Raw genomic sequence first — 23451 nt, forward strand, 5'->3', positions numbered from 1 at the left:
TCAAAGGAGTTCCCATGATATTGACCATCGCCCACACCTTCGCCTACGCGCTCATCCAGACGTTCGGCTTCTCCATCTTCACCCTCGCCCTGCAGCGCCTCGGACGACTCAAGCGCCTCTACCGCCTCAAGGCCTTCTTCTTCCTGCTGCTCATGAACGCTGCCGGCATCATGACATACGGCGAAGCCGCCTGGCAGCGCGTCACCACGCCCATCGCCGCCGCCCTCTTCCTCATCGGCATGGCCTTCTTCTTCGCCAGCCACCTCTACCTCGGCTGGAAGCGCCTCAGGAAATGATTTCTATAGTTTAGCTTCATAGTAAAATACTATTTACCATAAAAAGGAAGTATTTCACAGATCCCGAAATCCATGTCATAATGTACGTAAATAGAGTTTGTTGATATTCATAAACAATGATAATAAAAAGGGAGCGATACTTATGATGGATCTCTGGTTCAATCACGTGAAGAGCTATACGCAGGATATCCTGGCGGAGAATGCGGACAATCTGAAGCAGTTCGAAATTCGTCCCGGTGTCTACTCCAACGTAGATCCTGCTGACCTGCGCGATGTAAAGGCGGCGGATTTCGACTTGCTCGACAAGAACTGACCGACAGGCATCGATAGACAAGCGACGACAAAAAGCGGACCACATGCTCGATTGAGTATGTGGTCCGCTTTTTGCTGTGCCTGCATCAGCTGAACAGCGCGATCTGGTCGCTCTCACTCATGCCGTCGAGACAGCCGTGGCTGCGCAGGATCTCGATATTTGTCTTGGAGATGCCCGAGCGGCGGCGCAGGTCTTCGATAGAGGTGAAGGAACCGTCCTTGCGCGCCTCGACGATGCCCTGGGCGGCCTTCTGGCCCATGCCGGCGAGAGCCGCAATCGGCGGCAAGAGTGCGTTGCCGTCAATGATGAACTTGTCGGCGCCGGAGCGGTAGAGGTCGACGCGCTCACAGGAATAGCCGCGCAGGTACATCTCCCAGGCGAGCTGGAGGACGATGAGCGTGGCGTTCTGCTTGGCGTCGAGCTTCTTCTCCTTGCCGATGGCCTCGAGCTCCTTGATCTGCTGGCCGACGTAGTCCTTGCCGCGCGCGACGACATTGGCGTCGAATTCGGCCGCGCGGATGGAGAAGTATGCCGCATAGTAGGCGAGCGGGTAATGGACTTTGCAGTAGGCAATGCGGTAGGCCATCATGACGTAAGCCGTCGCATGGGCGCGCGGGAAGAGGTACTTGATCTTCTGGCACGACTCAATGAACCACTCGGGGATGCCGCCCTTCCTGAGGATCTCGACGACATCCTCCGCGATGCCCTTGCCCTTGCGGACTTTCTCCATCGTCTTGAAGGAAAGCAATGGGTCGATGCCGTTGTGGATGAGGTACATCATGATGTCGTCGCGCGCAGAGATGGCGTTCTTGATCGTGCACTGGCCGCTCCTGATGAGGTCCTGTGCATTGCCGAGCCAGACGTCCGTGCCGTGCGAGAAGCCCGAGATGCGCACGAGGTCCGAGAAGACATCGGGCTGTGTGTCGTCGATCATCTGGCGCGTGAACGGCGTGCGGAACTCAGGGATGCCGAAGGTGCCGCTCGTCGCGCCGAGTTCCTCCGGCGTGACGCCGAGGGCCGTCGTCGAGTTGAAGATAGACATTGTGGCCTCATCGTCGAACGGGATGGTCTTCGGGTCGCGGTGCGTGAGGTCTTCGAGCATCTTGATGACGGTCGGATCATCGTGGCCGAGGATGTCGAGCTTGACGAGACGGCTGCTGATTGAGTGGTAATCGAAATGCGTCGTGATTGTGCCGCAGTTCATGTCGTTGGCCGGATGCTGGATTGGCGTGAAGAAGTGGACGTCCATGTTGCGCGGCACGACCATGATGCCGGCCGGATGCTGGCCCGTCGTCGACTTGACGCCCATGCAGCCATGGGCCATCTTGTCGATGTAGGAGATGTGCTTCTTGACGCCCTTCTCCTCGTAGAATTTCTTGACGTAGCCGAAGGCCGTCTTGTCGGCGACGGTCTGGATGGAGCCGGCGCGGTAGACGTTGTCCTTGCCGAAGAGGATCTCTGTGTACTTGTGGGCAACGGGCTGATAGGCACCGGAGAAGTTCAGGTCGATGTCCGGGACCTTGTCGCCGTCGAAGCCGAGGAATACGGCGAACGGGATGTCGTGGCCGTCCTTGATCAGCGGCGTGCCGCAGACCGGGCAGACCTTGTCCGGCAGGTCGTAGCCGCAGCCGTAGGAGCCGTCGGTGATGAATTTGCTGTACTGGCAGTGCGGGCAGCGCCAGTGCGGCGGCAGCGGGTTGACCTCGGTGATGCCCGTCATCGTAGCGATGAAGGACGAGCCGACCGAACCGCGCGAGCCGACGAGGTAGCCGTCGTCGTTCGACTTCTTGACGAGGCGCTGTGCGATGAGGTAGAGCACCGAGAAGCCATGGCCGATGATGGGCTTGAGCTCCTGCTTGAGGCGGTCCTCGACGATTTTCGGCAGATTCTCGCCGTAGAGCTCGCGCGCCTTCTTGTAGGACATCTCGCGGATTTCCTCGTCAGCGCCCGGGATCTGCGGCGAGTAGAGATCATCCGGGATCGGCTTGAAGCGCTCGATCTGATCGGCGATCTTGCGCGGATTCGTCACGACAGCTTCATAGGCCGCTTCCTCGCCGAGGTATGAGAACTCCTGGAGCATCTCATCCGTCGTGCGCAGGTAGAGTGGCGGCTGCAGCTCGGCATCATCGAAGCCCTTGCCCTTCATGAGGATGGCGCGGTAGATGCTGTCCTCCGGATTGAGGAAGTGGACGTCACACGTTGCGACGAGCGGCTTGCCGAGCTTCCCCGCAATCTCGGCGACCTTGAGGTTGATCTGGATGAGGTCGTCATCCGTCTGGATTGCGGGGTACTTGTCGCTGCGCTTGAGGAAGTCGTTGTTGTGGATGGGCTGGATCTCGAGGTAATCGTAGAATGAGGCAATCTCCATGAGCTCCTCGTCCGTGCGCTGCTCCTCGATGGCGCGGATGAGCTCGCCGGCCTCGCAGGCGGAGCCGATGAGCAGGCCGCTCCTGTACTCCTCGATGATGTGCTTCGGCAGGCGCGGCTGGCGGTGGAAGTAGCGCAGATGCGCGAGCGAGACGAGCTGGTAGAGATTGCGCAGGCCGTTGGGATTCTTCGCGAGCATGATGATGTGGTTCGCACGCTTCTGCAAATGGTCCTGCTGCACGAGATAGCCCTCCATGCCGTAGATGACCTTGAGGTCGCTCTTGCAGCTGCTCAGGGCCTTGGCGGCATCCGGGAATGCCTGCACGACGCCGTGGTCCGTGACCGCGACGGCGGGCCAGCCCCAGCGGTCGGCCGTCTTGATGAGGTCCTTGACGGAGACGACGGCGTCCATGCTGCTCATCGTCGTGTGCGCGTGGAGCTCGACGCGCTTGACCTCGGCGTGGTCCTCGCGGCTCTTCTTCTCCTTCTTGGCGAGGCTGTTGACGAAGAGCACGTACTCGTTCATGAAAGTGTCGAAGCGCACGGAGCCCTGCACGCGCACGGCCATGCCTTCCTTGAGTGCGGCCATGACCTCGTCGCAGTCGGGCTCCGGTTCGCCGCTCTTGCGGCGGCGTCCCTTCGTGAAGAACTTCTTGCAGGCGATGCCGTCCGTCTCGTCGGAGATGCAGAAAGTCAGAAGCTTCGTGCCCGACTTGAACTCGAGCAGGCGGATGCCCGACCCAGGGCCCTCGCCAATCGTGCCCTCGACGACGACACTCTTGATCTCGCCGACGAGTTCGGTGATCTTATGCAGCGCACCCGAGACGCCGCGGCCAAAGATGAGATTGCCCCTGTCCTGCACGACGACCAGCTCACTCTCGTGGGCCGTATGATCCGCAGGCTTCACCGTCTTCTTCGCAGGCTTCGGCGCAGCCGCCTTAGACGCAGCAACTTCATGGGCGGGAGCGGCCGCTTCATAGCGCGAAAGCGGTGCGCGCTCGTCTGCCGTGCTCGCTGTGCGGGCAAAGGCCGGCGCAGGAATGCCGCCCTCCTCCACTTCGCCTGCGGAGCGCTCTGCCGCTTCTTCAGCAGCGCGGGCTTCCTTGGCGCGGCGGGCCTTCTCGTGCTGCAGTGCCTCGATGTAATCGGGATTCTGGAAACTGTCGTCGACCTCGAGATTCTGCAGCACTTCCTCGCTGGCCTCGCACTCGACGTGGCAGCGGTATCCGACCGTCTTCTCGATGATCTGGCTCATGACCTGCGTGACGGAATGCGCGCGCATGATCTCGCCGCCGAGCTCGCCCGGCACATCGATGAGGATGTGGCTGCCGTCAACCGTGTATTTCGAGCGCTTCAGGAGCTCGTAGACCGTCGGATTGCCCTCCGCCGTCTCGTAGACAAGCCTTGGCCAGATCTTCGCGAGAGCGTCCTCGATGTTGACGACATCCTGGTAGAAGACGACAGCGTCGAGCTGGCACTTCTTGGCGATCTGGTCGGCTGCCGATTCGAGCAGTGCTTCCGGCAGCAACGTCTGCGTGCTCAGCGCGATCTCCCAGCTGTTTGTGCGCGTGCAGACCTCGACGTGGCGGATCGTGGCCTCGCGCAGGAGTGCCTTATCCCCCTCTTCCAGCCGCATGCCCTGCACGAGCTGCCAGAACATATTCTTCCGACTCGGAACAATCCGGAATTTCTGCATCTGCTGCCATCCTTTCGCATGTATAGATATAGAAAACCGGCACAAAGTGCCGGCATTTGATTCTGCTACCCTATATTATATGGGATACGGCGGGAGACTGCAATAGGCAGTTCTCGCCATTCGACTTTATTCAACCTTGACCTGGAGCCAGAGCTTGGTGTAGAGCTTGTCGATGGCTTCGCCGAGATACTGGTACGTCTCCTGACCGCGGTAGACCGCGGGGTCAGGGAAGGCAATCTCTATTTCGTCCTCGTCCATGTCGTCCTCGACGAGCGCCTGGACGGCAGTGTTCGGCGTGGAGTAGCCGAGTGCCTCGAAGTTCTTCGCGGCGATGTCCGGGCGGCAGAGGAAGTCGATGAACTTATGGGCATTCTCGACATGCTTGGCCTGCTTCGGAATGACCCAGCCGTCCATCCAGAGGTTCGTGCCCTCCTTGGGCGCCGGGCAGAACGCGAGGTCCGGATTGGCCTTGAGCAGGTTGATGGCCTCACCCGAGTAGATGACGCCGAGCGCGGCCTCGCCCGAGGCGAGCTTGTCGCGGATGTCGTCGACGCCGTAGGCCTGGACGAGCGGCTTCTGCGCGATCAGCATGTCGCGCGCCGCCTCAAGTTCCTTCGAGTCCTTCGTGTTCATGGAATCGCCCATGAGGCGCAGCGGAATCATGAAGGCATCGCGCGCGGAATCCTGCATGAGGATCTCGTCCTTGTAGGCCGGGTCAAAGAGAACAGACCAACTGTCGACATCGCCGTGCACGAGCTTCTTGTTGTACATGAGGCCGACCGTTCCCCAGCAGTACGGGATAGAATGGCGGTTGCCCGGGTCGTACGACTCAGCCTGCTTGAGGAAATCCTCGCCGATGTACTTCTTGGCATTCGGCAGCTGGTCGTAGTCGAGCGGCTGCAAGAGGTCGTTCTCGGCCATCTTCTGGATCATGTAGTCCGACGGGCAGATGAGGTCGTAATTCGTCGCTCCCTCCTTGACGCGCGGGTACATGCTCTCATTCGTGTCGAACTCGTCGAGCACGACGTGGATGCCCGTCTCCTCCTCGAACTGCGCGATGACGTCCGGGTCGAGGTAGTCGCCCCAGCTGTAGATGTAGAGCGTGTCATCCCCCTCCTCTTCCTCCTCGGCCAGGCTGTCGCAGCCAGCCGTTAGGAAGGCCGTCATGAAACACAGGAGCAATAATAGAGCCGATAGTTTCTTCATCATACCCACTCCTTTCCCTGGCGGCGTTTCAGCAGGCGCCAGTTGACCATGAGCAGTGCCACAAAGGCGATGACGCCGAGGAAGAACAGTGTGGAGAGCGCGTACATCTCGGGATGGATGCCGAGCTTGAGCTGCGCGTAGATGGCTGTCGTCAAGGTGTCGATGCCCGCGCCCTTCGTGAAGTACGTCACGATGAAATCGTCGGCCGACATGGCAAATGACAGCAGGAAGGCCGCGGCGATGCCGGGGCGCAGTTCCGGCAGGATGACCTTGCGGAAGGCCTGGAAAGGTGTCGCGCCGAGATCTAGCGCGGCCTCGTAGCAGACGTGGTCGAGTCCCATGACCTGCGGCAGAATGCAGAGCATCGCGTAGGGCAGGTTGATGACGACGTGCGCCATGAGGATCGTGTCGTAGCCGAGGCGCAGGCCGAGGCCGAGAAACAGCAGCATCAGCGAGATGCCCGTGACGATGTCGGCGTTGAGGAGCGGCACATTCGCGAGGCCGCGGAAGACGAGCTGGCTCTTCTTCGAGAAATTGCGGATGGCAAGCGCCGTGATGAGCCCGAGTAGCGTCGCGAAGAACGCAGCCGTCAGGCCGATCGTCAATGTGTTGAGGAATGCCTCAATGATGTCCTCGCTCGTGAAGAGCTTCTCGTACCACTGCAGGGTGAAGCCCGTCCACTGGCCGCGGTAGCGGCTCGCATTGAACGACTGCGCGATGAGGACAAGGATTGGCGCGTAGAGGAAGACGATGATGATGCCGAGATAGATTTTCTTGAGCTTTGCCATCACGAATCCACCTCCTGCTCCTTCGCATTGCGCTCCGAAAAGGCTTCTACCACAATATTGAGGATGATGAAGACCATGAGGATCATCGAGAGGGCGCTGCCGAGCTGCCAGTCATAGGCGGCCGTGAACTCCTGCTCGATGATGTTGCCGATCAAGAGGATCTTGTTGCCGCCGAGGAGCGCACTGATGACGAAGGTTGTCAGCGCGGGGATGAAGACCATCGTGCAGCCGCTGATGACGCCGGGCAGCGACAGCGGGAAGACGATGCGGCGGAAGGTCTGCCAGCGGCCCGCGCCGAGGTCGTGCGCCGCTTCGATGATGCTCTTGTCGATGTGCGAGAGCGAGACGTAGAGCGGCAGCACCATGTACGGCAGGAAGTTGTAGACCATGCCGATGACGATGGCCAGCGGCGTGTTGATGAGCGTGACCTCCGGCAGCGCGAGCGCGTGCAGCACCATGTTGATGATGCCGTTCTTCTCGAGGATGGTCTGCCAGGCCATCGTCGTCAGGAGCGAGTTCATCCAGAGCGGCAGCAGGAACAAGAGGAAGATCAGGACCATGCGGCCGCGCTTGATCTCCTGCAGGATCATGCAGAGTGGATAGGCGAGCACGAGGCAGATGACGGTGCTGACGAGTGCGAGCTCCACCGAGAGGCCGAGCGCCCTGAGATACTCCATCTGCACGGCCTCCCAGAGGTTCGCGAGCGTGAAGGCCCCTTCCCCATCCGTCAGGCCGTGATAGAGGACGAAGAAGAGCGGAAGCACGATGAAAAGGACGGCCCAGACCGTGAACGGCGCTGCAAACAGCCGCGCAATGCTTTTGCTGTCATGCATCATGCGCCGCCTCCTCATCTTCCGAAGCAGGCTTGGCCATGATCTGAATGTTCGCCGGTGCCAGGCAGATGCCGACTTCCCTGCCCTGCTCGTGGCCCGTGATTGTCTGGACAAGCCACGAGAAGCCGCCCGCCTCGATCGTGATGTCGTAGACCGTGCCCTTGAATACGACAGAGCGGATGGTGCCGCGGTACTGGCCGTCCTCCGGCGCACAGATCTGGATGTCTTCCGGACGGATCTGGACATCGACAGGGACATTCTCGCCAAAGCCCGTGTTGATGCACGGGATGTCCTTGCCCAGGAGATGGACAAGCTTGTCGCGCACCATGATGCCGTCGATGATGTTGCTGTCACCGATGAAGTCTGCGACAAAGGCGTTCTCCGGCTCATTGTAGACACTCTCCGGCGTGCCGATCTGCTGGACCCAACCCTGGTTCATGACGACGACCGTGTCCGACATCGAGAGGGCCTCTTCCTGGTCGTGCGTGACGAAGACGAAGGTGATGCCGAGCTCGCGCTTGATCTTGACGAGCTCGCGCTGCATGCTCTGGCGCAGTTTGAGGTCGAGCGCTGAGAGCGGCTCGTCGAGCAGCAGGACCTTCGGCTCGTTGACGACGGCGCGCGCGATGGCGATACGCTGCTGCTGGCCGCCCGAGAGCGCCGTGACGTCGGCATGCTCGTAGCCATCGAGGTTGACGAGCTTCAGCGCATACTTGATCTTGTCGCGGATGTAGGCGGCGGACTTGCCCTTGATCTTGAGGCCGAAGGCGATGTTCTCAGCCACATCCATGTTCGAGAACAGGGAATACTTCTGGAAGACGGTGTTGACCTGCCGCCTCTCCGGCGGCAGCTTCGTGATGTCCTGCCCGTCGAACAGGATGCGCCCCTTGTCCGGACGCTCAAAGCCACCTATGAGGCGCAATGTCGTCGTCTTGCCGCAGCCCGACGGCCCTAAGAGCGTCAGGAATTCGTTTTCGTGAATGACGAGGTTCAGGTCCTCGAGGATCTGACGGCTGCCATAGAATTTGTCGATATGCTCGAGTCTCAGCAATTCTTTCTCCAATTTTCACTCTCCCATCTGATACAGTCGCATTACAAGCTCGCGTTACTGAAATCGCAATATAAAAAGCCGAAAAACGGCCCTTCTATTCTATCATAGAAGAGCCATTTGTTTCAATTCACAATTCAGTTGTCGTTGTGTCAAGCGCTGACGACCTGTCGCAAAACACGGCTTCAGGACTTCTGGCTGGCGAGCTCGTCCTCGGCTGCCTCACCTGCGCCCTGGTAGTCGATCTGCTGGCCCTTCTTCTCAAAGGCCACGACGTGCTCTTCGTAATCGAAGCACTCCTGCGCGATGTCCTTGTTGAGCCAGAGCAGGCAGATGAGGTTCGGGATGATCATGAGGCCGTTCATCGTATCGGAGAAGTTCCAGACGACCTCGAGCGTCGTCGTCGCGCCGACAAAGGTCACGAGCGAGAAGATGACGCGGTAGGCCATGATGACTGGACGCTTCTCGATCAGGTATTCGAGCGCCTTCTCGCCATAGTACTCCCAGCCGAGGATGGTCGAGAACGCGAAGAGCGCAATCGAGACGGAGACGATGAGCTTCGCGTACGGGCCAAAGACCGTCGAGAACGCGAGGATCGTCAGCTGGACGCCAGAGACGAGCTTGCCCGTCGCCGGGTCGACCGTGCCGAGCACACCGGATGAGGCGATGACGAGGCCCGTGAGCATGCAGATGATCATCGTGTCGAAGAAAGTGCCCGTCATGTTAACATAGCCCTGGCGCGAAGCGTGGTCCGTGCGGGCCGCAGCCGCTGCAATCGGCGCGGAGCCGAGACCGGCCTCATTGGAGAATACGCCGCGCGCGACGCCCCAACGCATGGAGGTCAGCATCGAAGCGACGATGGAACCGCCGATGCCGCCCGCGACAGAATCAAACGAGAAGGCCATGCGGAACATCTCCGCGATGCCGGATGGCACGGCCTCAAAGTTGGCGCAGATGACGACAATCGAGATCAGGAAGTAGAAGGCGGCCATGACCGGCACGATGATGCTCGAGACGAAACCGATGCTGCGGATGCCGCGCACGAGGACGCTGAGCGCCATGACTGCGATGACGCCGCCGATGAGCCACGTCGGGATGCCGTAGCTGCTCGAGAGCGCTGCCGCGATCGAGTTGGCCTGCGTCATGTTGCCGATACCGAAGGAGGCAAGCACGACAAAGAGCGAGAACAGGAACGCAAGCGTGCGGCCGACGTACTTGTTCTTGATGCCGTTCTTCATCGCGTACATCGGGCCGCCGGCCATCTCGCCGACGCTGTTCGTCTCGCGGTACTTGACGGCCAGGACCGACTCACCGTACTTCGTCGAGAGGCCAAAGGCCGCGCTGATCCACATCCAGACGAGCGCACCCGGGCCGCCAAGGACCATGGCCGTCGCGACACCGACGATGTTGCCCGTGCCGATTGTCGCCGACAGCGCCGTCATGAGTGACTGGAACGGCGAGATATCACCGGCGTGCTTGTCGCGCTTCGAGAAGACCATGTGGATCGCATAGCCGAGATTGCGCCACGGCAGGAACTTCAGGCGCACCGTCAGGAAAATGCCCGTGCCGACGAGCAGTACCAGCATGACGGGGCCCCAGACAAAATTGTTGACATCCGCCAACAGCTTCGATAAATCCATAATACCCACCCCTTCAGGTTTCCGTTACGTTTGATGATGCCAGAAAAGAAAAAGCAATGTTGCTGTGATGGATGTCTCAAGCAACATTGCTTTGTGGATTATTATAGGAGTTTTTGATTGCGTTGTCAATTGATTTCCTTTATGTATACACAGATGTACACGCATGAAATCATTCTGCTGCGGGCTCTTCCTTGTCCTCCATATGTGCAGCGGCATAGGCGAGCAGGATGTGGCCGCTCTTACGGTTCGTTGCGAGCGGCACGTCGTGGACGTCACAGAGGCGCAGCAGGGCGTTGATGTCCGGCTCGTGCGGCTGGGACGTCAGCGGGTCGCGCAGGAAGATGACATAGTCGACATCGCCGACGGCGACGCGCGCGCCGATCTGTTGGTCGCCGCCCATCGGGCCGGAGAGCATCGTCTCGACGCCGAGGCCGAAGGTGTCGTTGATCAGGGTACCTGTCGTGCGCGTCGCGATCAGGTGGAACTTCGAGAGGAGTTCCTTGTGGTGGCCAACGAACTCGAGCATCTCGCTCTTCTTCTTGTCGTGGGCAATCAGGGCAATCGTTTTCATTGATAAATCATCCTTTCTTTACTCTTGCTCCCTATTCATTCGCCGCAGAATACCAAAAATCCTGCTTCATCCAGAGATGAAGCAGGATTTGCTGACCCCGGCGACGCCAACCAAGCGTGACGCTATGCCTAGCGCCACGCGCCAACCATAGGGACCGGAGCCAAAGGGAATAAAAGGGATTGAGAATGTCGTATCAGAGTGCTGCGCGCGTCTCCTTCTTGCGCTGGCCGTACTGCTTGAGCACGGCGGCGATGATGAAGTTGAGCACGAAGCAGGCGGCAAAGAAGTAGAGCGAAGCCGTGTAGCCGCCCGTCTGCGCATGGAAGTACGAGACGATGGACGGTCCGGCGACGCCGGTGAGGCCCCAGGCCGTCAAGATGCGGCCGTGGATGGCGCTGAGCTGGCGCGTGCCAAAGATATCCGAAAGATATGCCGGCATGCACGAGAAGCCGCCGCCATAGCAGCTGATGATCAAGAGCACGAGGAGCTCAAAGACGAGGGCTTCCTTCGTCTGGCCGAGCTGCCAGAACGCGAGGACCTCGAGCAGGAAGAAGAGCATGTAGACGCGGCCGCGGCCGATGAAGTCGGAGATCGTCGACCAGACGATGCGGCCGCCGCCATTGAAGACGCCGATGATGCCGACCATCGAGGCGGCAGCTGCGGCATCCATGCCGATGACTTCCTGGGCCATCGGCGAGGCAACGGCCAGGAGGCCGATGCCGCACGTGATGTTGACGAAGAAGATCCACCAGAGCGAGGCGAACTGCCACGTCTTGAGCGCCTCATTGGCCGTCACACCCTGCTGGATGTGCGTGACCTTGCCCGTGCTGTCCTTGAGGACCGGCGGCTTCAGATAGAGCGAAGACGCACCCATGATGAGCATGTAGGCGCAGCCGAGGATCAGGAAGTTGTTGACGAGGCCGACCGTCGCTGTCAGGTACTGCATGACAGGACCGGCGATCAGTGCCGCAAAGCCGAAGCCCATGATGGCGAGGCCCGTCGCAAAGCCGCGGTGATCCGGGAAGTATTTGACGAGTGTCGAGACTGGCGTGATGTAGCCGACACCGAGGCCGATGCCGCCGATGACGCCGTAGAAGAGATACAGGAGCGTGAGACTCTGTGCCGAGATGGCGTAAGCCGTGCCGAGCATGCCCGCGCCGAAGAACGTCATGGCAATCAGGCCGCTCTTCTTCGGGCCGATCTTCTCGACGAAGCTGCCGAGGAAGCCCGCGGAGAATCCGAGGAACAGGATGGCCAACGAGAAGGTCCAGGTCGTCTCGGCGAGCGAGAAGCCCATCTCCTTCATGATGGGGCGCGTCAGGACGCTCCATGCATAGACACTGCCGATCGAGATGTGGATCCCGACGGCGCTCAGCGCGATAAGCCAGCGATTTCTCATTTGATCTACCTCCAGAATTGCCTTGGGCATCCATCCGCGGAGAATCAAAAAAGACCGTCCGGAACAGATGCCCTGCCCAGACGGTCGGCTGATCATAACGTTGCAGGACATGTGGTCAATTCCACTCATCCGTCAGCCCTGCAAGGCTTCTTTTTTGTTTTTACACCTTCATTATATGAGCTCTGCAGCGCGGCGTCAAGAGAGAAACGTCACAGAAAGAAAATTTTCTACTGCTGCTTGTGCTGCTGCTCTTTCTGATAGGCGGCACGCGCGAGTTCGCCGCGCAGGCCCTCATAGAACTGCACGAGGCCGCTCGTGATGCTCTCACGTACATCGTCATCGATCTTGGACCGCTTCTTGAGCTCGCGCGTCGTCTCGATGATGTTGCCGATGGTCAGGATGTAGTTGTACTCATCCTCGAGTACGGCAGCGGCATCGAGCGGCGGCAGACAGTGCACTTCCTGGGCGAGCGCATCGTACTCGGCCGAGAGGGCGCGCAGGTTCTTCTTCTGCGTCAGCGCGAGGTCGAGGTTCGCCTCCGTCACGCGCGCGAGGCCCGCGTTCATTTTGTCGCGCAGCGCGTGCATCTTCTGGATGCGTTTCTGGAGCTGCGCGAGGGCGCGCCCCGTCTGGCGCTGCTCTGGTGTCATCTCATTCGTCATTTCTCGTTTTCCTTTCGATTCCCGGTTCATCTACTCATCCGATCCACAAAAAAGCCCCCGGAAAAACCGAGGGTCTTTGCAAACTCTGTCCAGTATACCACAGGCAGGCTATCTGACGCAATCAGAGGTCTGGGCGCACGCCGGTCTTGCCGGTGAACTTGTGGTAGCTCGCGCCCTTCCTGCGGCCCATGAGCTCGGCGAAGAGCTCCTCCGGGGAGATGTTGTGGTAAGCGAGCAGAACGAGGCAGTGATACCAGAGGTCGCCCATCTCATAGAGGATCTCCTTGCGCACGTTGTTCTTCGAGGCGATGATCGTCTCGACGGCCTCTTCGCCGACCTTCTTCAGGATCTTATCCTGGCCCTTGTCGAACAGGTAGTTCGTGTAGGAACCCTCGACCGGGTTGAGGCGGCGGTCCTGGATGACGTTGTAGAGATCGTAGAGGACAGCGGCGAGGTCCGCCTTCTTCGCCGGCGGCACGACGGCGACGCCCTTCTCCTCCCCGCCCATGAGCTTGCGGCCGCTGAAGCAGGTGTACGTGCCCGTATGGCAGGCGACACCCGTCTGATGCACGCGCACGAGCAATGTGTCGCCGTCGCAGTCGTAGGAGATCTCCTTGACCTTCTGGACGTTGCCGGACGTCTCGCCCTTCTGCCAGAGCTTCTGGCGGCTGCGGCTGAAGAACCAGGTGTAGCCCGTCTCCAGCGTCTTCTTGAGGGATTCCTCGTTCATGTAGGCCAGCATGAGCACCTGGCCGTTCTCCTCCTGCACGACAGCAGGCACGAGGCCCTTCTCGTCAAACTTGACCATCGAGATGTCAATCGTATTTTCTGCATTTGCCATTAGAATCGAACCTCCACTCCGCGGGATTTCAAGTATTCCTTGACCTGACGCACGGTGAACTGGCCGTAATGGAAGACGGATGCCGCGAGCACGGCGTCGGCATGGCCGAGGGTCAGGACGTCGTAGAAGTGCTCGAGCTTGCCGGCGCCGCCCGAGGCAATGACCGGCACGTTGACGGCGTCGGAGACGGCGCGCGTCAGCTCGATGTCGTAGCCATCCTTCGTGCCGTCGGCATCCATGCTCGTCAGAAGGATCTCGCCGGCGCCGAGCTCGACGGCCTTCTTGACCCACTCAAGGCAGTCGAGGCCAGTCGGCGTGCGGCCGCCGTTGACGTAGACCTCCCACTTTTGGTCGCCCGCGCGGCGCGCGTCGACGGCGAGCACCATGCACTGGCGGCCAAACTTTTCCGCGCCCTCCTTGAGGAGGCCCGGATTCTTTACGGCTGCCGTGTTGAGCGACGTCTTGTCGGCACCGGCCTTGAGCATGCGGCGCATGTCCTCGACCGTGCGGATGCCGCCGCCGACCGTGAACGGGATGAAGACCTTCGAGGCGCAGTCGCGCGCGACATTGACCATCGTGCCGCGGTTGTCGCTCGAGGCCGTGATGTCGAGGAAGACGAGCTCATCCGCCCGCTCCTCGTCGTAACGGGCAGCGAGCTCGACGGGGTCGCCCGCGTCGCGCAGTCCGACAAAGTTCGTGCCCTTGACGACACGCCCGTCCTTGACGTCAAGACAAGGGATAATGCGTTTCGTATACATCTATTTTAGTCCTCCTTCGCCGCGATTTCAATAGCCTTCGCGAGGTCCAGCGTCCCCATGTAGATGGACTTGCCGACGATGACGCCCTCGATGCCGTCCTTCTCATAGGGCTTCAGCGCCTCGATGTCGGCGATGGACTTGACGCCGCCCGAAGCGACGATGGCGACGCCGCTCTCTCGGGCGAGCTTGGCCGTCGCTTCGACATTGACGCCCGAAAGCGTGCCGTCGCGCGAGATATCCGTGTAGATGATCGTCTTGACGCCGGCCTTCTTCATCTCCTTGGCGAGTGCCGTGGCTTCGACATCGCCCGAGACGCCCCAGCCGTCGACAGCGACGATGCCGTTCTTGGCGTCGATGCCGACGACAATGCGGTCGCCGTACTTCGCGCAGGCCTCGCGGACGAGCTCCGGATCGCGCACGGCAACGGAGCCGAGGATGACGCGGCGCACGCCGAGCGCGAGGACGTCATCGATGTTCTCCATCGTGCGGATGCCGCCGCCGAGCTCGACAGGGATGTCGACGGCCGCGAGGATCTTCTCGACCGTCGCGAGATTCTGCGACTTGCCGGCAAGCGCCCCGTCGAGGTCGACGAGGTGCAGGAACTCGGCGCCCTGCGCCTGCCACTTTTTTGCCATCTCCTCTGGTTTGTCCGAGAAGACCGTCTCCTTCTCAAAGTCGCCTTTCAAGAGTCGCACGCACTTGCCGCCGCGGATGTCGATTGCTGGGAAAATAATCATAGAGGCTCTCCTTTTACCTTCAGTTCAACCTTCAACTCAACCTTCAACAAAATTCTTCAGGATGGCGAGCCCGACGTCGCCGGATTTCTCCGGGTGGAACTGCGTGGCCTGGATGTTGCCGCAGGCGACGGCGGCCGTCAGCTGCTCGCCGTACTCCGTCGTGGCCGTGATGACGCTCTTGTCCTCCGGCACGGCGTGATAGCTGTGCACGAAGTAGACGTAGGGCTTGTCCGAGAGGCCTTTGAAGAGGTCAAGCTTCTCGCGCGGCTCGCGGACCTTGATGGAGTTCCAGCCCATGTGCGGGACTTTGAGGCCCGGCGCCTGGATCTTCTTCACCATGCCGTGGATGAGGCCGAGGCCTTTCGCCCCCGGGCTCTCCTCGCTGCCATCGAAGAGGACCTGCAGGCCGACACAGATGCCGAGCAGCGGCTTTCCTGCAGCGACAGACTCCTTGAGCACGGGGATGAGGCCGCTCTCTTCGAGATTCTTCATGCAGTCGCCGAAGGCACCGACACCCGGCAGCACGATCTTGTCGGCCTGGCGGATGGTGCTCTCGTCACTCGTCACGCGGACATCCGCGCCGAGCGCGGCAAAGGCCTTCTCGGCGCTGAAGAGATTGCCGACACCGTAATCAATGATTGCAATCATGCATATTCCTCCTATCGTATCGGGCACGGGCTCAGAGCGAGCCCTTCGTCGACGGGATGCCGTCAACGCGCGGGTCCTTCTCGACGGCGATGCGCAAAGCGTGGCCGAGGGCCTTGAAGATGGCCTCTACCTTGTGGTGCGAGTTCTTGCCGTAGAGTACGCGGACGTGCAGGGTGATGCCAGCATTGACGGCGAAGGCCCGCAGGAATTCCTCGGTGAGCTCCGTATCGTAGCCGCCGATCATCGGGGCCATCTCGCCGCCGTCGTAGACGAGGAACGGACGGCCACTGATGTCTAAAGAGACGAAAGCCAGCGCTTCGTCCATCGGCAGATAGAACGTACCGTAGCGGCGGATACCCTTCTTATCGCCGATGGCCTGCTTGAACGCCTGCCCCAGCGTGATGCCGATGTCCTCGACGGAATGATGGCCGTCGACGTCGATGTCGCCGTCGCAGGCGAGTGTGAGGTCCATGAGGCCGTGGGCCGTCATGAGGTTGAGCATATGGTCAAAGAAGCCGATGCCCGAGTCGATGACACCGTGGCCGTTGCCATCGAGATTGAGGATGAGCTTGACGCTCGTCTCTGCCGTCTTGCGCTCGACGGTCGCTGTGCGGATACTCATGCTCTCCCCTCCGTGAATGCCTTGAAGTAGCTGTACCAGATGTCGTTCTCCTCGCGGCGGCCCATCGAGATGCGCAGGCAGTCCTTGAGGCCCGGCGCGTCGCCGAAGTGGCGCACGCCGATGCCCTTCGACTCGAAGAGCGCGTTGAGCTCCTGCGCCTTGTCGTAGTGGACGAGGATGAAGTTCGTCTCCGACGGGAAGACCTTGACGCCCGGCAGCTTCTTGAGCTCTTCCTGCATGCGCTTGCGCTCCGAGATCATGATCTGGATGTGCGGCACGAACTCCTGGCGCATCTGGTAGCAGATGTCGGCCGTGACGAGCGAGAGCACATTCATGTGGTACGGCATGTAGGACTTGTCGATCATCTCGACGATCTTCGCGTCGGCGAGCATGTAGCCCACGCGGCACGAGGCGAGGCCATACGCCTTCGAGAAGGTGCGCGCAATGATCATGTTCGGGTACTTTGCCAGCAGGCGCACTGCCGTCTGACCGTAGAATTCCATGTACGCCTCGTCGACGAGGAAGGCGCAGTCGATATTCGAGGCAATCTTCTCGATCTCTTCGACCGTGAAGGCATTGCCCGTCGGGTTGTTCGGATTGCAGATGACGGCGAGCGTCGCCTTCTCTTCGTTGACCGTCTGGATGAACTTGTCGATGTCGAGCGAATAGTCCTCCGGATTGAGGTCGACGGGCACGCCCGTGGCCTCAGCCGCCTTGGCGTAGATCTTGTACATCGAGAACGACGGCTGCGGATAGACGATCTTAGACTCTGGGCTGCCGCCAAAGCAGTAGAAGAGCTTCTCGATGATCTCAGACGAGCCGCTGCCGATCAGCACGTTCTCGCGCTCCATGGAGAAGTTGCGCGCAATCTGGTCGCGCAGGTCATCGTACTGCTCATTCGGATAGCGATTGAACGCGACCGTCCCGAGGCGGTTCATGACGCGCTCCTCGACGAGCGGCGGCAGGCTCATATTGCACTCATTGGCGTTGATCTTGATCTCCCAGGGACGCTCGACGACGTCGTAGGATGGCATATCGGCAAGGCCGTTGCGGTAATTCAGCATAGTCCCCTATCCCTTCTATATCAGATATCGATTGTCTATCTATCGTTTCACTTCTGCTCGCGGCGGATGCGGATGGCATTGGCATGTGCCTGCAGGCCCTCCGTCTCGGCGAGGCGGATGATGTCCTCGCTGACATCGGAGAGCGCCGGCTGCGTGTACGAGATGATGCTCGTGCGCTTCATGAACGTCTCGACGTTAAGCACGGAGTAGTAGCGCGCCGTGCCGCCCGTCGGCAGCACGTGGTTCGGGCCGGCGAAGTAGTCACCGAGTGGCTCCGGCGAATAAGCGCCGAGGAAGACGGCACCAGCATGGCGCACGTACGGCAGCAGCTGGAACGGCTGCTCTGTCAGGAGCTCCATGTGCTCCGGCGCCGAGACATTGGCAAAGCGCATGGCCTGCATCATGTCCTCGGCGACGACGATCAGGCCGTTGCGGTCAATCGAGGCCTGTGCGATCTCGCGGCGCGGCAGGGCGGCGAGCTGCTTCTCGGCTTCCTTCGCGACCTTGCCGGCGAGTTCCTCATCGTCCGTGATGACGATGCTCGAGGCCAGCGGGTCGTGCTCGGCCTGGCTCAGCATGTCGGCCGCCGTGTAGACAGGATCCGCCGTCTTGTCGGCGACGATGAGGATCTCGCTCGGCCCTGCGAGCATGTCGATGTCGACATGGCCGTAGACCTCTTTCTTGGCCAGCGTGACGAAGATGTTGCCCGGGCCCGTGATCTTGTCGACGCGCGGGATGGTCTCCGTGCCGAAGGCCATCGCAGCGATGGCCTGAGCACCGCCGATTTTGTAGATCTTCTTGACACCGGCCGCACGCGCGGCGATGAGGACGTAGGGATTGATCTTGCCGTTCTTCGGCGGTACCATCATGATGATCTCACCGACACCGGCGACCGAGGCCGGCACAGCGTTCATGATGACGGATGACGGGTAGGCAGCCGTGCCGCCCGGCACGTAGATGCCGACGCGGTCGAGCGGGATGATGGACTGGCCGAGGATGGAGCCCTTCTCGCGGTACGTCATCCACGAGTTCGGCTTCTGCTCCTGATGGTAGCGGCGCACGTTCTCAGCCGCCTTGCGCAGCGACTCGACGACGGCGGGATCTGCCGCCTTCTCAGCCGCTTCGTACTCGGCTTCCGTCACGAGAAAGTCCTCGGGCTTGTAGTCGACCCGGTCGATGAGGCGCGTGTAGCGGATGACCGCGGCGTCGCCCTCGCGGCGCACATCGCCGACGATCTGGCGCACGAGCTCGGCTGCCGTCATATCGCGGCCAAACGTCTTCTTGTTGGCCTCGCGGATTTTCGGGCTGAGCTCTACTTCATCAAAGGATGCCTTCGTCAGCATCTTCTCAATGGCATATTCTCCGACTTCACTGGCTTTTACGATCTTCATCTATACTTCCTCGCTTTCCACTGTCTATCCCTGCTGCTGTTGTCTATCCCTGCTGCTGTGCTTACGCCTCAGCCTTTGCCTGCTGCTCGAGCTCGAGGATCTTGCGCAGCTCTTCCGTGAGCTGGCTGATGCGGTCGAACTTGAGCTTGAAACTCACGCGGTTGACGATGAGCCGCGCTGTCGCGTCGAGGATGTAGGCAATCTCCTCGAGGTCGTTTTCCCGGAGCGTCGTGCCCGTCTCGACGATATCGACGATGCTCTCAGAGAGCCCGACGATCGGGCCGAGCTCGATTGAGCCGTTGAGCTTGATGTACTCCATCTGCATGCCGTGCTTGTTGAAGAACTGCTCGGCGATGTGCGGGAACTTCGTCGCGACGCGCGTGTGGTCGTAGTCGACGAGCTTCTCGCGCTTCTCGGCCTTCGGCACCGCCATCATGAGGTGGCAGCGGCCAAAGCCGAGGTCTAGAAGCTCGTAGACATCCTTGCCCGACTCCAGCAGCACATCCTTGCCGATGACGCCGATGTCGGCCGCGCCGTACTCGACGTACGTCGGCACATCTGCCGTCTTGGAGACGATGAAGCGAATCTTCTTCTCTTCATTCGAGATGACGAGTTTGCGCGACTTATCCGAAAGACCTTCCGCCGTATAGCCCGCCTTGGCTAAGAGGTCAGCCGAGAGCGAGAAGAGCTTGCCCTTCGGCAGGGCGATGGTCAGGTAATCCATGGTATTTTTCATATTCCCTCTCCTGAGATGATTCTACGATTTTCGTTCTTTATCTTGCTAAAGGATTCGATGAACCCTATGTTAACACCAAAATCCAGATTCGTCAAGAAATCTTTGCAAAATGTTTCTCAATCCACACAGTGCGCACAAACGCCTAATTCCTGGCGTCCGCTTCGCGCAGCAGCCGGAGCACCTGCCTGTCGCCCGCTGCATCCGCCATATCATCCGCCATATGATGGCGCTCGATGATGCGGGCCTCCTCGGCCATGCCGATCTCACGCAGCAGGGCCGCGCCGATGGCCGGATGATGACGGTAGACGTAGAGCGCGTGGCCAAGACGGCCCTCATGCTCCATGAGCCGCTCCGAGGCGTGCGGCAGATAGTGCATCATCAGGACAGCAAAGACCTTGCCGAGGATGTCGAGGTCCCCCTTGCGGCGGCCGACATCATGCAAAAGCGCACAGCGGATGAGAAAGGCGCGCTGCTCTTCTGGCAGGCCGTGCCGCTCAGCGAGCGCACGCGCCGTATAGGCGACATTGCGCGCGTGGACCTGGTCGGCCGGATGCATCGCGTAGAAGAGCGGCAGTGCCTTCGCGGGCAAGTTCGCGCGCACAAAGGCGTGGTCAGCCTCCCCCATATGCTGCGTGACAGCGCGCACGAACTGGCGCACGCGCCCGTACATCTGCTGCAGCATGGTCAGGCGAGATAGACGAGGCTCTCGTAGCCCTTCGTCTGCTGCATCTCGCGGGCATCCGCCTCATCCTGGCACATGAGCGCGAGCTCGACGACCTTGCCGTCTGCGCGCAGTTCCTGCGCCTTCTGGATGGCGTCGTGCTCGCGGCCTGGCGCGTAGCCGAGGTAGACGTCTTTCGGCTGATCCGGCTTCTCGAGCCCCTGGCGCGTCAGCGCGAGCAGGATGCGCTCGATACCGATGGCAAAGCCCGTGGCCGGGCAGGCATTGCCGAAATCCGAAAGCAGGTGGTCGTAACGACCGCCGCCAGCGAGCGGGAAGCCGAGCTCCGGCGTGTAGGCCTCGAAGACCATGCCCGTGTAGTAGCTGAAATCGCGGATGATGCCGAGGTCAAAGCGCACGTACTGCTCGACGCCGTACGACTTCAGCAGGCGGTAGATCTCCGCGAGGTTGTCGAGTGCGCGGCGGCTCTGCTCGTTGAGTGCCAGCGTGTAGCTCTTCTTGAGCATCTCCTCGCCGCCGTTCAGAAGCGGCAGATAGCCGAGCGTCTTCTTGGCCTTCTCCGGAAGTCCGAGCGCCTCGATCGCGCGGTGGAAGGAAACGAGGTCGTGCTTCTCGAGCGCCGTCTGGAGCTTCTGCTTCGTCTCGTCGGCGAGCTGGTACTGGTTCATGATGCCCGAGACGAACTCGACCTGGCCGAGGCAGATCGTGAAGTCCGTGAGGCCGGCGCGCAGCAAGCCCTGGATGGCGAGCGCGATGACCTCGGCATCAGCAAAGGCCGTCGCGCTGCCCATGAGCTCGACGCCGGCCTGATGGAACTCACACTGGCGGCCAGCCTGCGTCTGCTCATAGCGGAAGGCACTGCTGACATAAGAGAGCTTCAGCGGCTGCGGATAGTCGCGCAGGCGGCTGGCCGCGAGGCGCGCAATCGGCGTCGTCATCTCGTGGCGCAGCGCGAGCGTGCGGTTGTCCTTGTCGAAGAGCTTGAAGAGATGCGGCTCCAGTGCGCGGCTCGTGCCGAGCGTCAGGTTGTCGAGGTACTCGATCGTCGGTGTGACGACCTCATCGTAGCCCCACTCGGCGAACAGCGAAGCGAGCTCCGTCTCAATGGCGCGCTTCTCTGCCGCCTCTACCGGCAGGAAATCGCGCATGCCGTACGGGATCTCCAGTGTCAGTCTCTCTTTGTCCATTAGTCTGTCTCCTTTTATCTTGATGGTATTTTCTTCCTATTGCAAGAACTCATTCAGTCGCCTGAAGAGCCCTCCCCCTCATCCGGTGCCAGCCGGTCGAGGACGATGTGATAGCCGTCCGCACCATAGTTGAGGCAGCGCTTGACGCGGCTGATCGTCGCCGTGCTCGCGCCTGTGCGCGCGACGATGTCATCGTACGTATGACCAGCGCGCAGCATCCGCGCAACCTCGAGCCGCTGGCTCATCGCCTTGAGCTCGCTGATCGTGCAGAGGTCTTCAAAGAACTGGTAGCACTCATCCACCGTCTCCAGCGACAGCATCGCCTCACAGAGCTGGTCGTTGAGCTCATCCTTGAGTTTTGGGTTCACCATACCCATTCCCTCCTCATATCGAATCCGAAAAGCAAAACTTTTCGTCTTTAATCCTTTAGTTAGTGAAAATTTATTGTCATTATAACACAGCTATTGCAAAAAGAAAAGGGATTCGCCGAAAATTTGTCACAGAGTATCGCTTGCTGAGAATGCCTGCCCCTCCATGCGATACGCTGCATCAAAAAAAGACTGCCGCTGGGGCAGTCTTTTTTGTAGTACAGAACAGTGTATCAGCCGTTCATCGCGAACTTGACGACGGCTTTCATGCCTGGCTTGAGGCTGAAGTTGAGGCCGGACGGGATGGAGATGCGGATGATCATGACGTCTTCATCCTCGTCGTCATCGTCTGTGGCCTCAGCGGTCGTCTTGGGCTGATTGCCTGTGGCAGGTTGGCCATTGGCAGCGTCGCTGTTAGCAGCATCGGCGACCTGTGCGCCCTGGCCATTCTGCGCGCTCTGCGCATCCTGGCCGTTCTGGCCGGCACCAGCACCATTTGCGCCAGTTGTATCCGCCGCATTGGCGTTGCCAGCGCTGGCAGCTGCATCTGCGCTATCGGCCGAAGCCTGGTCATCTTTCTTGACCGGCTGCTGGATATCCTGGACGGAACCCTGGAGCTGGTGGCCTTCGATCTCGTAGGAGACGAACTGGCCGAGGCGGATCTTCGCGGCCTTGTCGGGGCTGACCTTGGCCTCAATCCAGATGTCGTCGGCATTGCCGACGCTCGCGACCGTCTCGCCTGCCTTGACCGTCGAACCCTCGTCAATGCCCTGCGCGTAGTAGACCGTGCCGGCTACCGGCGCGACGATGTCCGTCTCAGCGGCATCCTGCTTGGCATTGTCGAGCGCGGCCTGCGCCTGCTTGAGCTGGAGCTCTGCATTCTGCACGGCCTTCGGGTCAGGCGGCTGTGTCGTCGTCTGGTAGCGGACGGCCGGCGAAGAAGACGGCGCAGAAGCAGCAGGAGCCGAAGACGAAGCAGCTGCTACGGCCGCATGATAGGCCGAGACGGCGGCATCGCGCTGTACGGCGCTGATGGCACCCATCTCGAAGAGCTCGTTCATGCGATTCATGCGGGACTCAGCACTCGCGACGCTCTGCGAGGAACCGCTGCTGCGCGGTGCGCTCGCAGCCGGTGCCGGCGCAGGGCTCGGCACGGCGACCGTCACGGTCTGCCCCTTCTTGATCTCATCGAGGTTGCGCTGCGAGAGCGCGACGGTCTGCTCGAGGTTCGCAATCTGCTCGTCCGTCACCGTGCTCTTTACATGGGCGATGACATCGCCGGCTTCAACGTGCTCACCGTCTTCGACGACCTTCTCCGTGATCACCGCATTGCCGTGCACTTTCGCCGCGACGAGCGAGCTCGTGACCTGCGCGTCGTAGACGTTGAAGTACTTATGCTGATGCTGGTAGTAGTAGATGCCGCCAGCACAGAGCACGGCAATGAGAATCAGGCCGACGAGGCCGTATTTCATCAAATACTGTACTTTTTTTGTGATATCGACTTCCAAGATTCAGGACCCTCCATCATCTATCATCTGTTTATAAGGTGCCAAGATATCAAGGAACCTCCCTCATAAGGAGGGAGGTTCCTGCTGTAA

Annotated in this window: 23 protein-coding genes and 1 riboswitch; of the genes, 2 read left to right on the top strand and 21 right to left on the bottom strand. The window is 60.3% G+C overall.

Translation table 11 applies throughout. The annotated features are described in order from the left end of the window. The first annotated feature begins 14 nt into the window (after positions 1-14). Both QDI87_RS02705 and QDI87_RS02710 read left to right on the top strand, forming a co-directional pair. On the top strand, positions 15-296 hold the full coding sequence (locus QDI87_RS02705) for a hypothetical protein (RefSeq protein ID WP_278742156.1): 282 nt from the start codon (positions 15-17) through the stop codon (positions 294-296). A 142-nt stretch (positions 297-438) separates the two neighbouring features. Further along, positions 439-609, top strand: a complete 171-nt coding sequence (locus tag QDI87_RS02710; protein ID WP_155948053.1) for a hypothetical protein — start codon at positions 439-441, stop codon at positions 607-609. Between the two features lie 85 nt (positions 610-694). On the opposite strand, the gene QDI87_RS02715 is transcribed toward QDI87_RS02710, so the two are convergent. The 21 genes from QDI87_RS02715 to QDI87_RS02815 form a co-directional block, all read right to left on the bottom strand. Next, the gene (locus tag QDI87_RS02715) at positions 695-4672 is read right to left on the bottom strand and encodes a PolC-type DNA polymerase III (protein ID WP_278742157.1); all 3978 of its coding nucleotides are present in this window, start codon (positions 4670-4672) and stop codon (positions 695-697) included. A gap of 126 nt (positions 4673-4798) precedes the next feature. Next, positions 4799-5881: an ABC transporter substrate-binding protein gene (locus tag QDI87_RS02720; RefSeq protein WP_278742159.1), complete on the bottom strand. Its 1083-nt coding sequence runs from the start codon at positions 5879-5881 to the stop codon at positions 4799-4801. Then, positions 5878-6666 (bottom strand): ABC transporter permease, encoded by a 789-nt coding sequence (locus QDI87_RS02725; RefSeq protein WP_036374967.1) that lies wholly within the window; start codon positions 6664-6666, stop codon positions 5878-5880. The genes QDI87_RS02720 and QDI87_RS02725 overlap by 4 nt, the downstream gene beginning before the upstream one ends. Continuing rightward, positions 6666-7502, bottom strand: coding sequence for an ABC transporter permease (locus QDI87_RS02730; RefSeq protein WP_278742160.1), 837 nt, complete (start codon positions 7500-7502; stop codon positions 6666-6668). The genes QDI87_RS02725 and QDI87_RS02730 overlap by 1 nt, the downstream gene beginning before the upstream one ends. Continuing rightward, the gene (locus tag QDI87_RS02735; protein ID WP_278742161.1) at positions 7492-8562 is read right to left on the bottom strand and encodes an ABC transporter ATP-binding protein; all 1071 of its coding nucleotides are present in this window, start codon (positions 8560-8562) and stop codon (positions 7492-7494) included. The genes QDI87_RS02730 and QDI87_RS02735 overlap by 11 nt, the downstream gene beginning before the upstream one ends. A gap of 170 nt (positions 8563-8732) precedes the next feature. After that, positions 8733-10187 (bottom strand): alanine/glycine:cation symporter family protein, encoded by a 1455-nt coding sequence (locus QDI87_RS02740; RefSeq protein WP_036374973.1) that lies wholly within the window; start codon positions 10185-10187, stop codon positions 8733-8735. Between the two features lie 169 nt (positions 10188-10356). Continuing rightward, positions 10357-10758 (bottom strand): methylglyoxal synthase, encoded by a 402-nt coding sequence (locus QDI87_RS02745; protein WP_036374976.1) that lies wholly within the window; start codon positions 10756-10758, stop codon positions 10357-10359. Between the two features lie 193 nt (positions 10759-10951). Beyond that, positions 10952-12157, bottom strand: coding sequence for an L-lactate MFS transporter (locus QDI87_RS02750; protein WP_278742163.1), 1206 nt, complete (start codon positions 12155-12157; stop codon positions 10952-10954). Between the two features lie 67 nt (positions 12158-12224). After that, a riboswitch (ZMP/ZTP riboswitch) is annotated at positions 12225-12307 on the bottom strand. Between the two features lie 77 nt (positions 12308-12384). Further along, complete coding sequence (locus QDI87_RS02755; protein WP_036374982.1) at positions 12385-12819, bottom strand: hypothetical protein; 435 nt, start codon at positions 12817-12819, stop codon at positions 12385-12387. 121 nt (positions 12820-12940) lie between these two features. Then, positions 12941-13660, bottom strand: coding sequence for a bifunctional phosphoribosyl-AMP cyclohydrolase/phosphoribosyl-ATP diphosphatase HisIE (hisIE, locus tag QDI87_RS02760; protein ID WP_278742165.1), 720 nt, complete (start codon positions 13658-13660; stop codon positions 12941-12943). Further along, complete coding sequence (gene hisF / locus QDI87_RS02765) at positions 13660-14418, bottom strand: imidazole glycerol phosphate synthase subunit HisF (protein ID WP_036374988.1); 759 nt, start codon at positions 14416-14418, stop codon at positions 13660-13662. Before hisF ends, hisIE begins: the two co-directional genes overlap by 1 nt. Positions 14419-14423: 5 nt before the next feature. Then, positions 14424-15155 (bottom strand): 1-(5-phosphoribosyl)-5-[(5-phosphoribosylamino)methylideneamino]imidazole-4-carboxamide isomerase, encoded by a 732-nt coding sequence (gene hisA / locus QDI87_RS02770; RefSeq protein WP_278742167.1) that lies wholly within the window; start codon positions 15153-15155, stop codon positions 14424-14426. 36 nt (positions 15156-15191) lie between these two features. Next, the gene (gene hisH / locus QDI87_RS02775) at positions 15192-15803 is read right to left on the bottom strand and encodes an imidazole glycerol phosphate synthase subunit HisH (protein ID WP_036374994.1); all 612 of its coding nucleotides are present in this window, start codon (positions 15801-15803) and stop codon (positions 15192-15194) included. A gap of 31 nt (positions 15804-15834) precedes the next feature. Continuing rightward, positions 15835-16425 (bottom strand): imidazoleglycerol-phosphate dehydratase HisB, encoded by a 591-nt coding sequence (hisB, locus tag QDI87_RS02780; RefSeq protein WP_005840121.1) that lies wholly within the window; start codon positions 16423-16425, stop codon positions 15835-15837. Further along, a complete protein-coding gene (hisC, locus tag QDI87_RS02785; RefSeq protein ID WP_278742169.1) occupies positions 16422-17489 on the bottom strand; it encodes a histidinol-phosphate transaminase in 1068 nt (355 codons plus the stop codon). Before hisC ends, hisB begins: the two co-directional genes overlap by 4 nt. Before the next feature lie 47 nt (positions 17490-17536). Continuing rightward, a complete protein-coding gene (gene hisD / locus QDI87_RS02790) occupies positions 17537-18880 on the bottom strand; it encodes a histidinol dehydrogenase (RefSeq protein WP_278742171.1) in 1344 nt (447 codons plus the stop codon). 61 nt (positions 18881-18941) lie between these two features. Beyond that, complete coding sequence (gene hisG / locus QDI87_RS02795) at positions 18942-19616, bottom strand: ATP phosphoribosyltransferase (RefSeq protein WP_270529011.1); 675 nt, start codon at positions 19614-19616, stop codon at positions 18942-18944. A 142-nt stretch (positions 19617-19758) separates the two neighbouring features. Beyond that, a complete protein-coding gene (locus tag QDI87_RS02800; protein WP_278521219.1) occupies positions 19759-20298 on the bottom strand; it encodes an HDIG domain-containing metalloprotein in 540 nt (179 codons plus the stop codon). A 2-nt stretch (positions 20299-20300) separates the two neighbouring features. Beyond that, positions 20301-21485 (bottom strand): ATP phosphoribosyltransferase regulatory subunit, encoded by a 1185-nt coding sequence (gene hisZ / locus QDI87_RS02805; protein WP_036375007.1) that lies wholly within the window; start codon positions 21483-21485, stop codon positions 20301-20303. A gap of 53 nt (positions 21486-21538) precedes the next feature. Continuing rightward, the gene (locus QDI87_RS02810; RefSeq protein WP_278742173.1) at positions 21539-21856 is read right to left on the bottom strand and encodes a YerC/YecD family TrpR-related protein; all 318 of its coding nucleotides are present in this window, start codon (positions 21854-21856) and stop codon (positions 21539-21541) included. 230 nt (positions 21857-22086) lie between these two features. Then, the gene (locus QDI87_RS02815) at positions 22087-23361 is read right to left on the bottom strand and encodes an HlyD family secretion protein (protein WP_278742175.1); all 1275 of its coding nucleotides are present in this window, start codon (positions 23359-23361) and stop codon (positions 22087-22089) included. Positions 23362-23451: the final 90 nt, after the last annotated feature.

The organism is Mitsuokella jalaludinii, assembly GCF_928722185.1.
GTDB lineage: Bacteria > Bacillota > Negativicutes > Selenomonadales > Selenomonadaceae > Mitsuokella > Mitsuokella jalaludinii.

Coding starts and splice junctions, on each gene's coding strand:
- QDI87_RS02705 (WP_278742156.1), top strand. CDS start 15: ATGATATTGACCATCGCCCACACCTTCGCCTACGCGCTCATCCAGACG.
- QDI87_RS02710 (WP_155948053.1), top strand. CDS start 439: ATGATGGATCTCTGGTTCAATCACGTGAAGAGCTATACGCAGGATATC.
- QDI87_RS02715 (WP_278742157.1), bottom strand. CDS start 4,672: ATGCAGAAATTCCGGATTGTTCCGAGTCGGAAGAATATGTTCTGGCAG.
- QDI87_RS02720 (WP_278742159.1), bottom strand. CDS start 5,881: ATGATGAAGAAACTATCGGCTCTATTATTGCTCCTGTGTTTCATGACG.
- QDI87_RS02725 (WP_036374967.1), bottom strand. CDS start 6,666: ATGGCAAAGCTCAAGAAAATCTATCTCGGCATCATCATCGTCTTCCTC.
- QDI87_RS02730 (WP_278742160.1), bottom strand. CDS start 7,502: ATGATGCATGACAGCAAAAGCATTGCGCGGCTGTTTGCAGCGCCGTTC.
- QDI87_RS02740 (WP_036374973.1), bottom strand. CDS start 10,187: ATGGATTTATCGAAGCTGTTGGCGGATGTCAACAATTTTGTCTGGGGC.
- QDI87_RS02745 (WP_036374976.1), bottom strand. CDS start 10,758: ATGAAAACGATTGCCCTGATTGCCCACGACAAGAAGAAGAGCGAGATG.
- QDI87_RS02750 (WP_278742163.1), bottom strand. CDS start 12,157: ATGAGAAATCGCTGGCTTATCGCGCTGAGCGCCGTCGGGATCCACATC.
- QDI87_RS02755 (WP_036374982.1), bottom strand. CDS start 12,819: ATGACGAATGAGATGACACCAGAGCAGCGCCAGACGGGGCGCGCCCTC.
- hisIE (WP_278742165.1), bottom strand. CDS start 13,660: ATGGCAAATGCAGAAAATACGATTGACATCTCGATGGTCAAGTTTGAC.
- hisF (WP_036374988.1), bottom strand. CDS start 14,418: ATGTATACGAAACGCATTATCCCTTGTCTTGACGTCAAGGACGGGCGT.
- hisA (WP_278742167.1), bottom strand. CDS start 15,155: ATGATTATTTTCCCAGCAATCGACATCCGCGGCGGCAAGTGCGTGCGA.
- hisH (WP_036374994.1), bottom strand. CDS start 15,803: ATGATTGCAATCATTGATTACGGTGTCGGCAATCTCTTCAGCGCCGAG.
- hisB (WP_005840121.1), bottom strand. CDS start 16,425: ATGAGTATCCGCACAGCGACCGTCGAGCGCAAGACGGCAGAGACGAGC.
- hisC (WP_278742169.1), bottom strand. CDS start 17,489: ATGCTGAATTACCGCAACGGCCTTGCCGATATGCCATCCTACGACGTC.
- hisD (WP_278742171.1), bottom strand. CDS start 18,880: ATGAAGATCGTAAAAGCCAGTGAAGTCGGAGAATATGCCATTGAGAAG.
- hisG (WP_270529011.1), bottom strand. CDS start 19,616: ATGAAAAATACCATGGATTACCTGACCATCGCCCTGCCGAAGGGCAAG.
- QDI87_RS02800 (WP_278521219.1), bottom strand. CDS start 20,298: ATGCTGCAGCAGATGTACGGGCGCGTGCGCCAGTTCGTGCGCGCTGTC.
- hisZ (WP_036375007.1), bottom strand. CDS start 21,485: ATGGACAAAGAGAGACTGACACTGGAGATCCCGTACGGCATGCGCGAT.
- QDI87_RS02810 (WP_278742173.1), bottom strand. CDS start 21,856: ATGGTGAACCCAAAACTCAAGGATGAGCTCAACGACCAGCTCTGTGAG.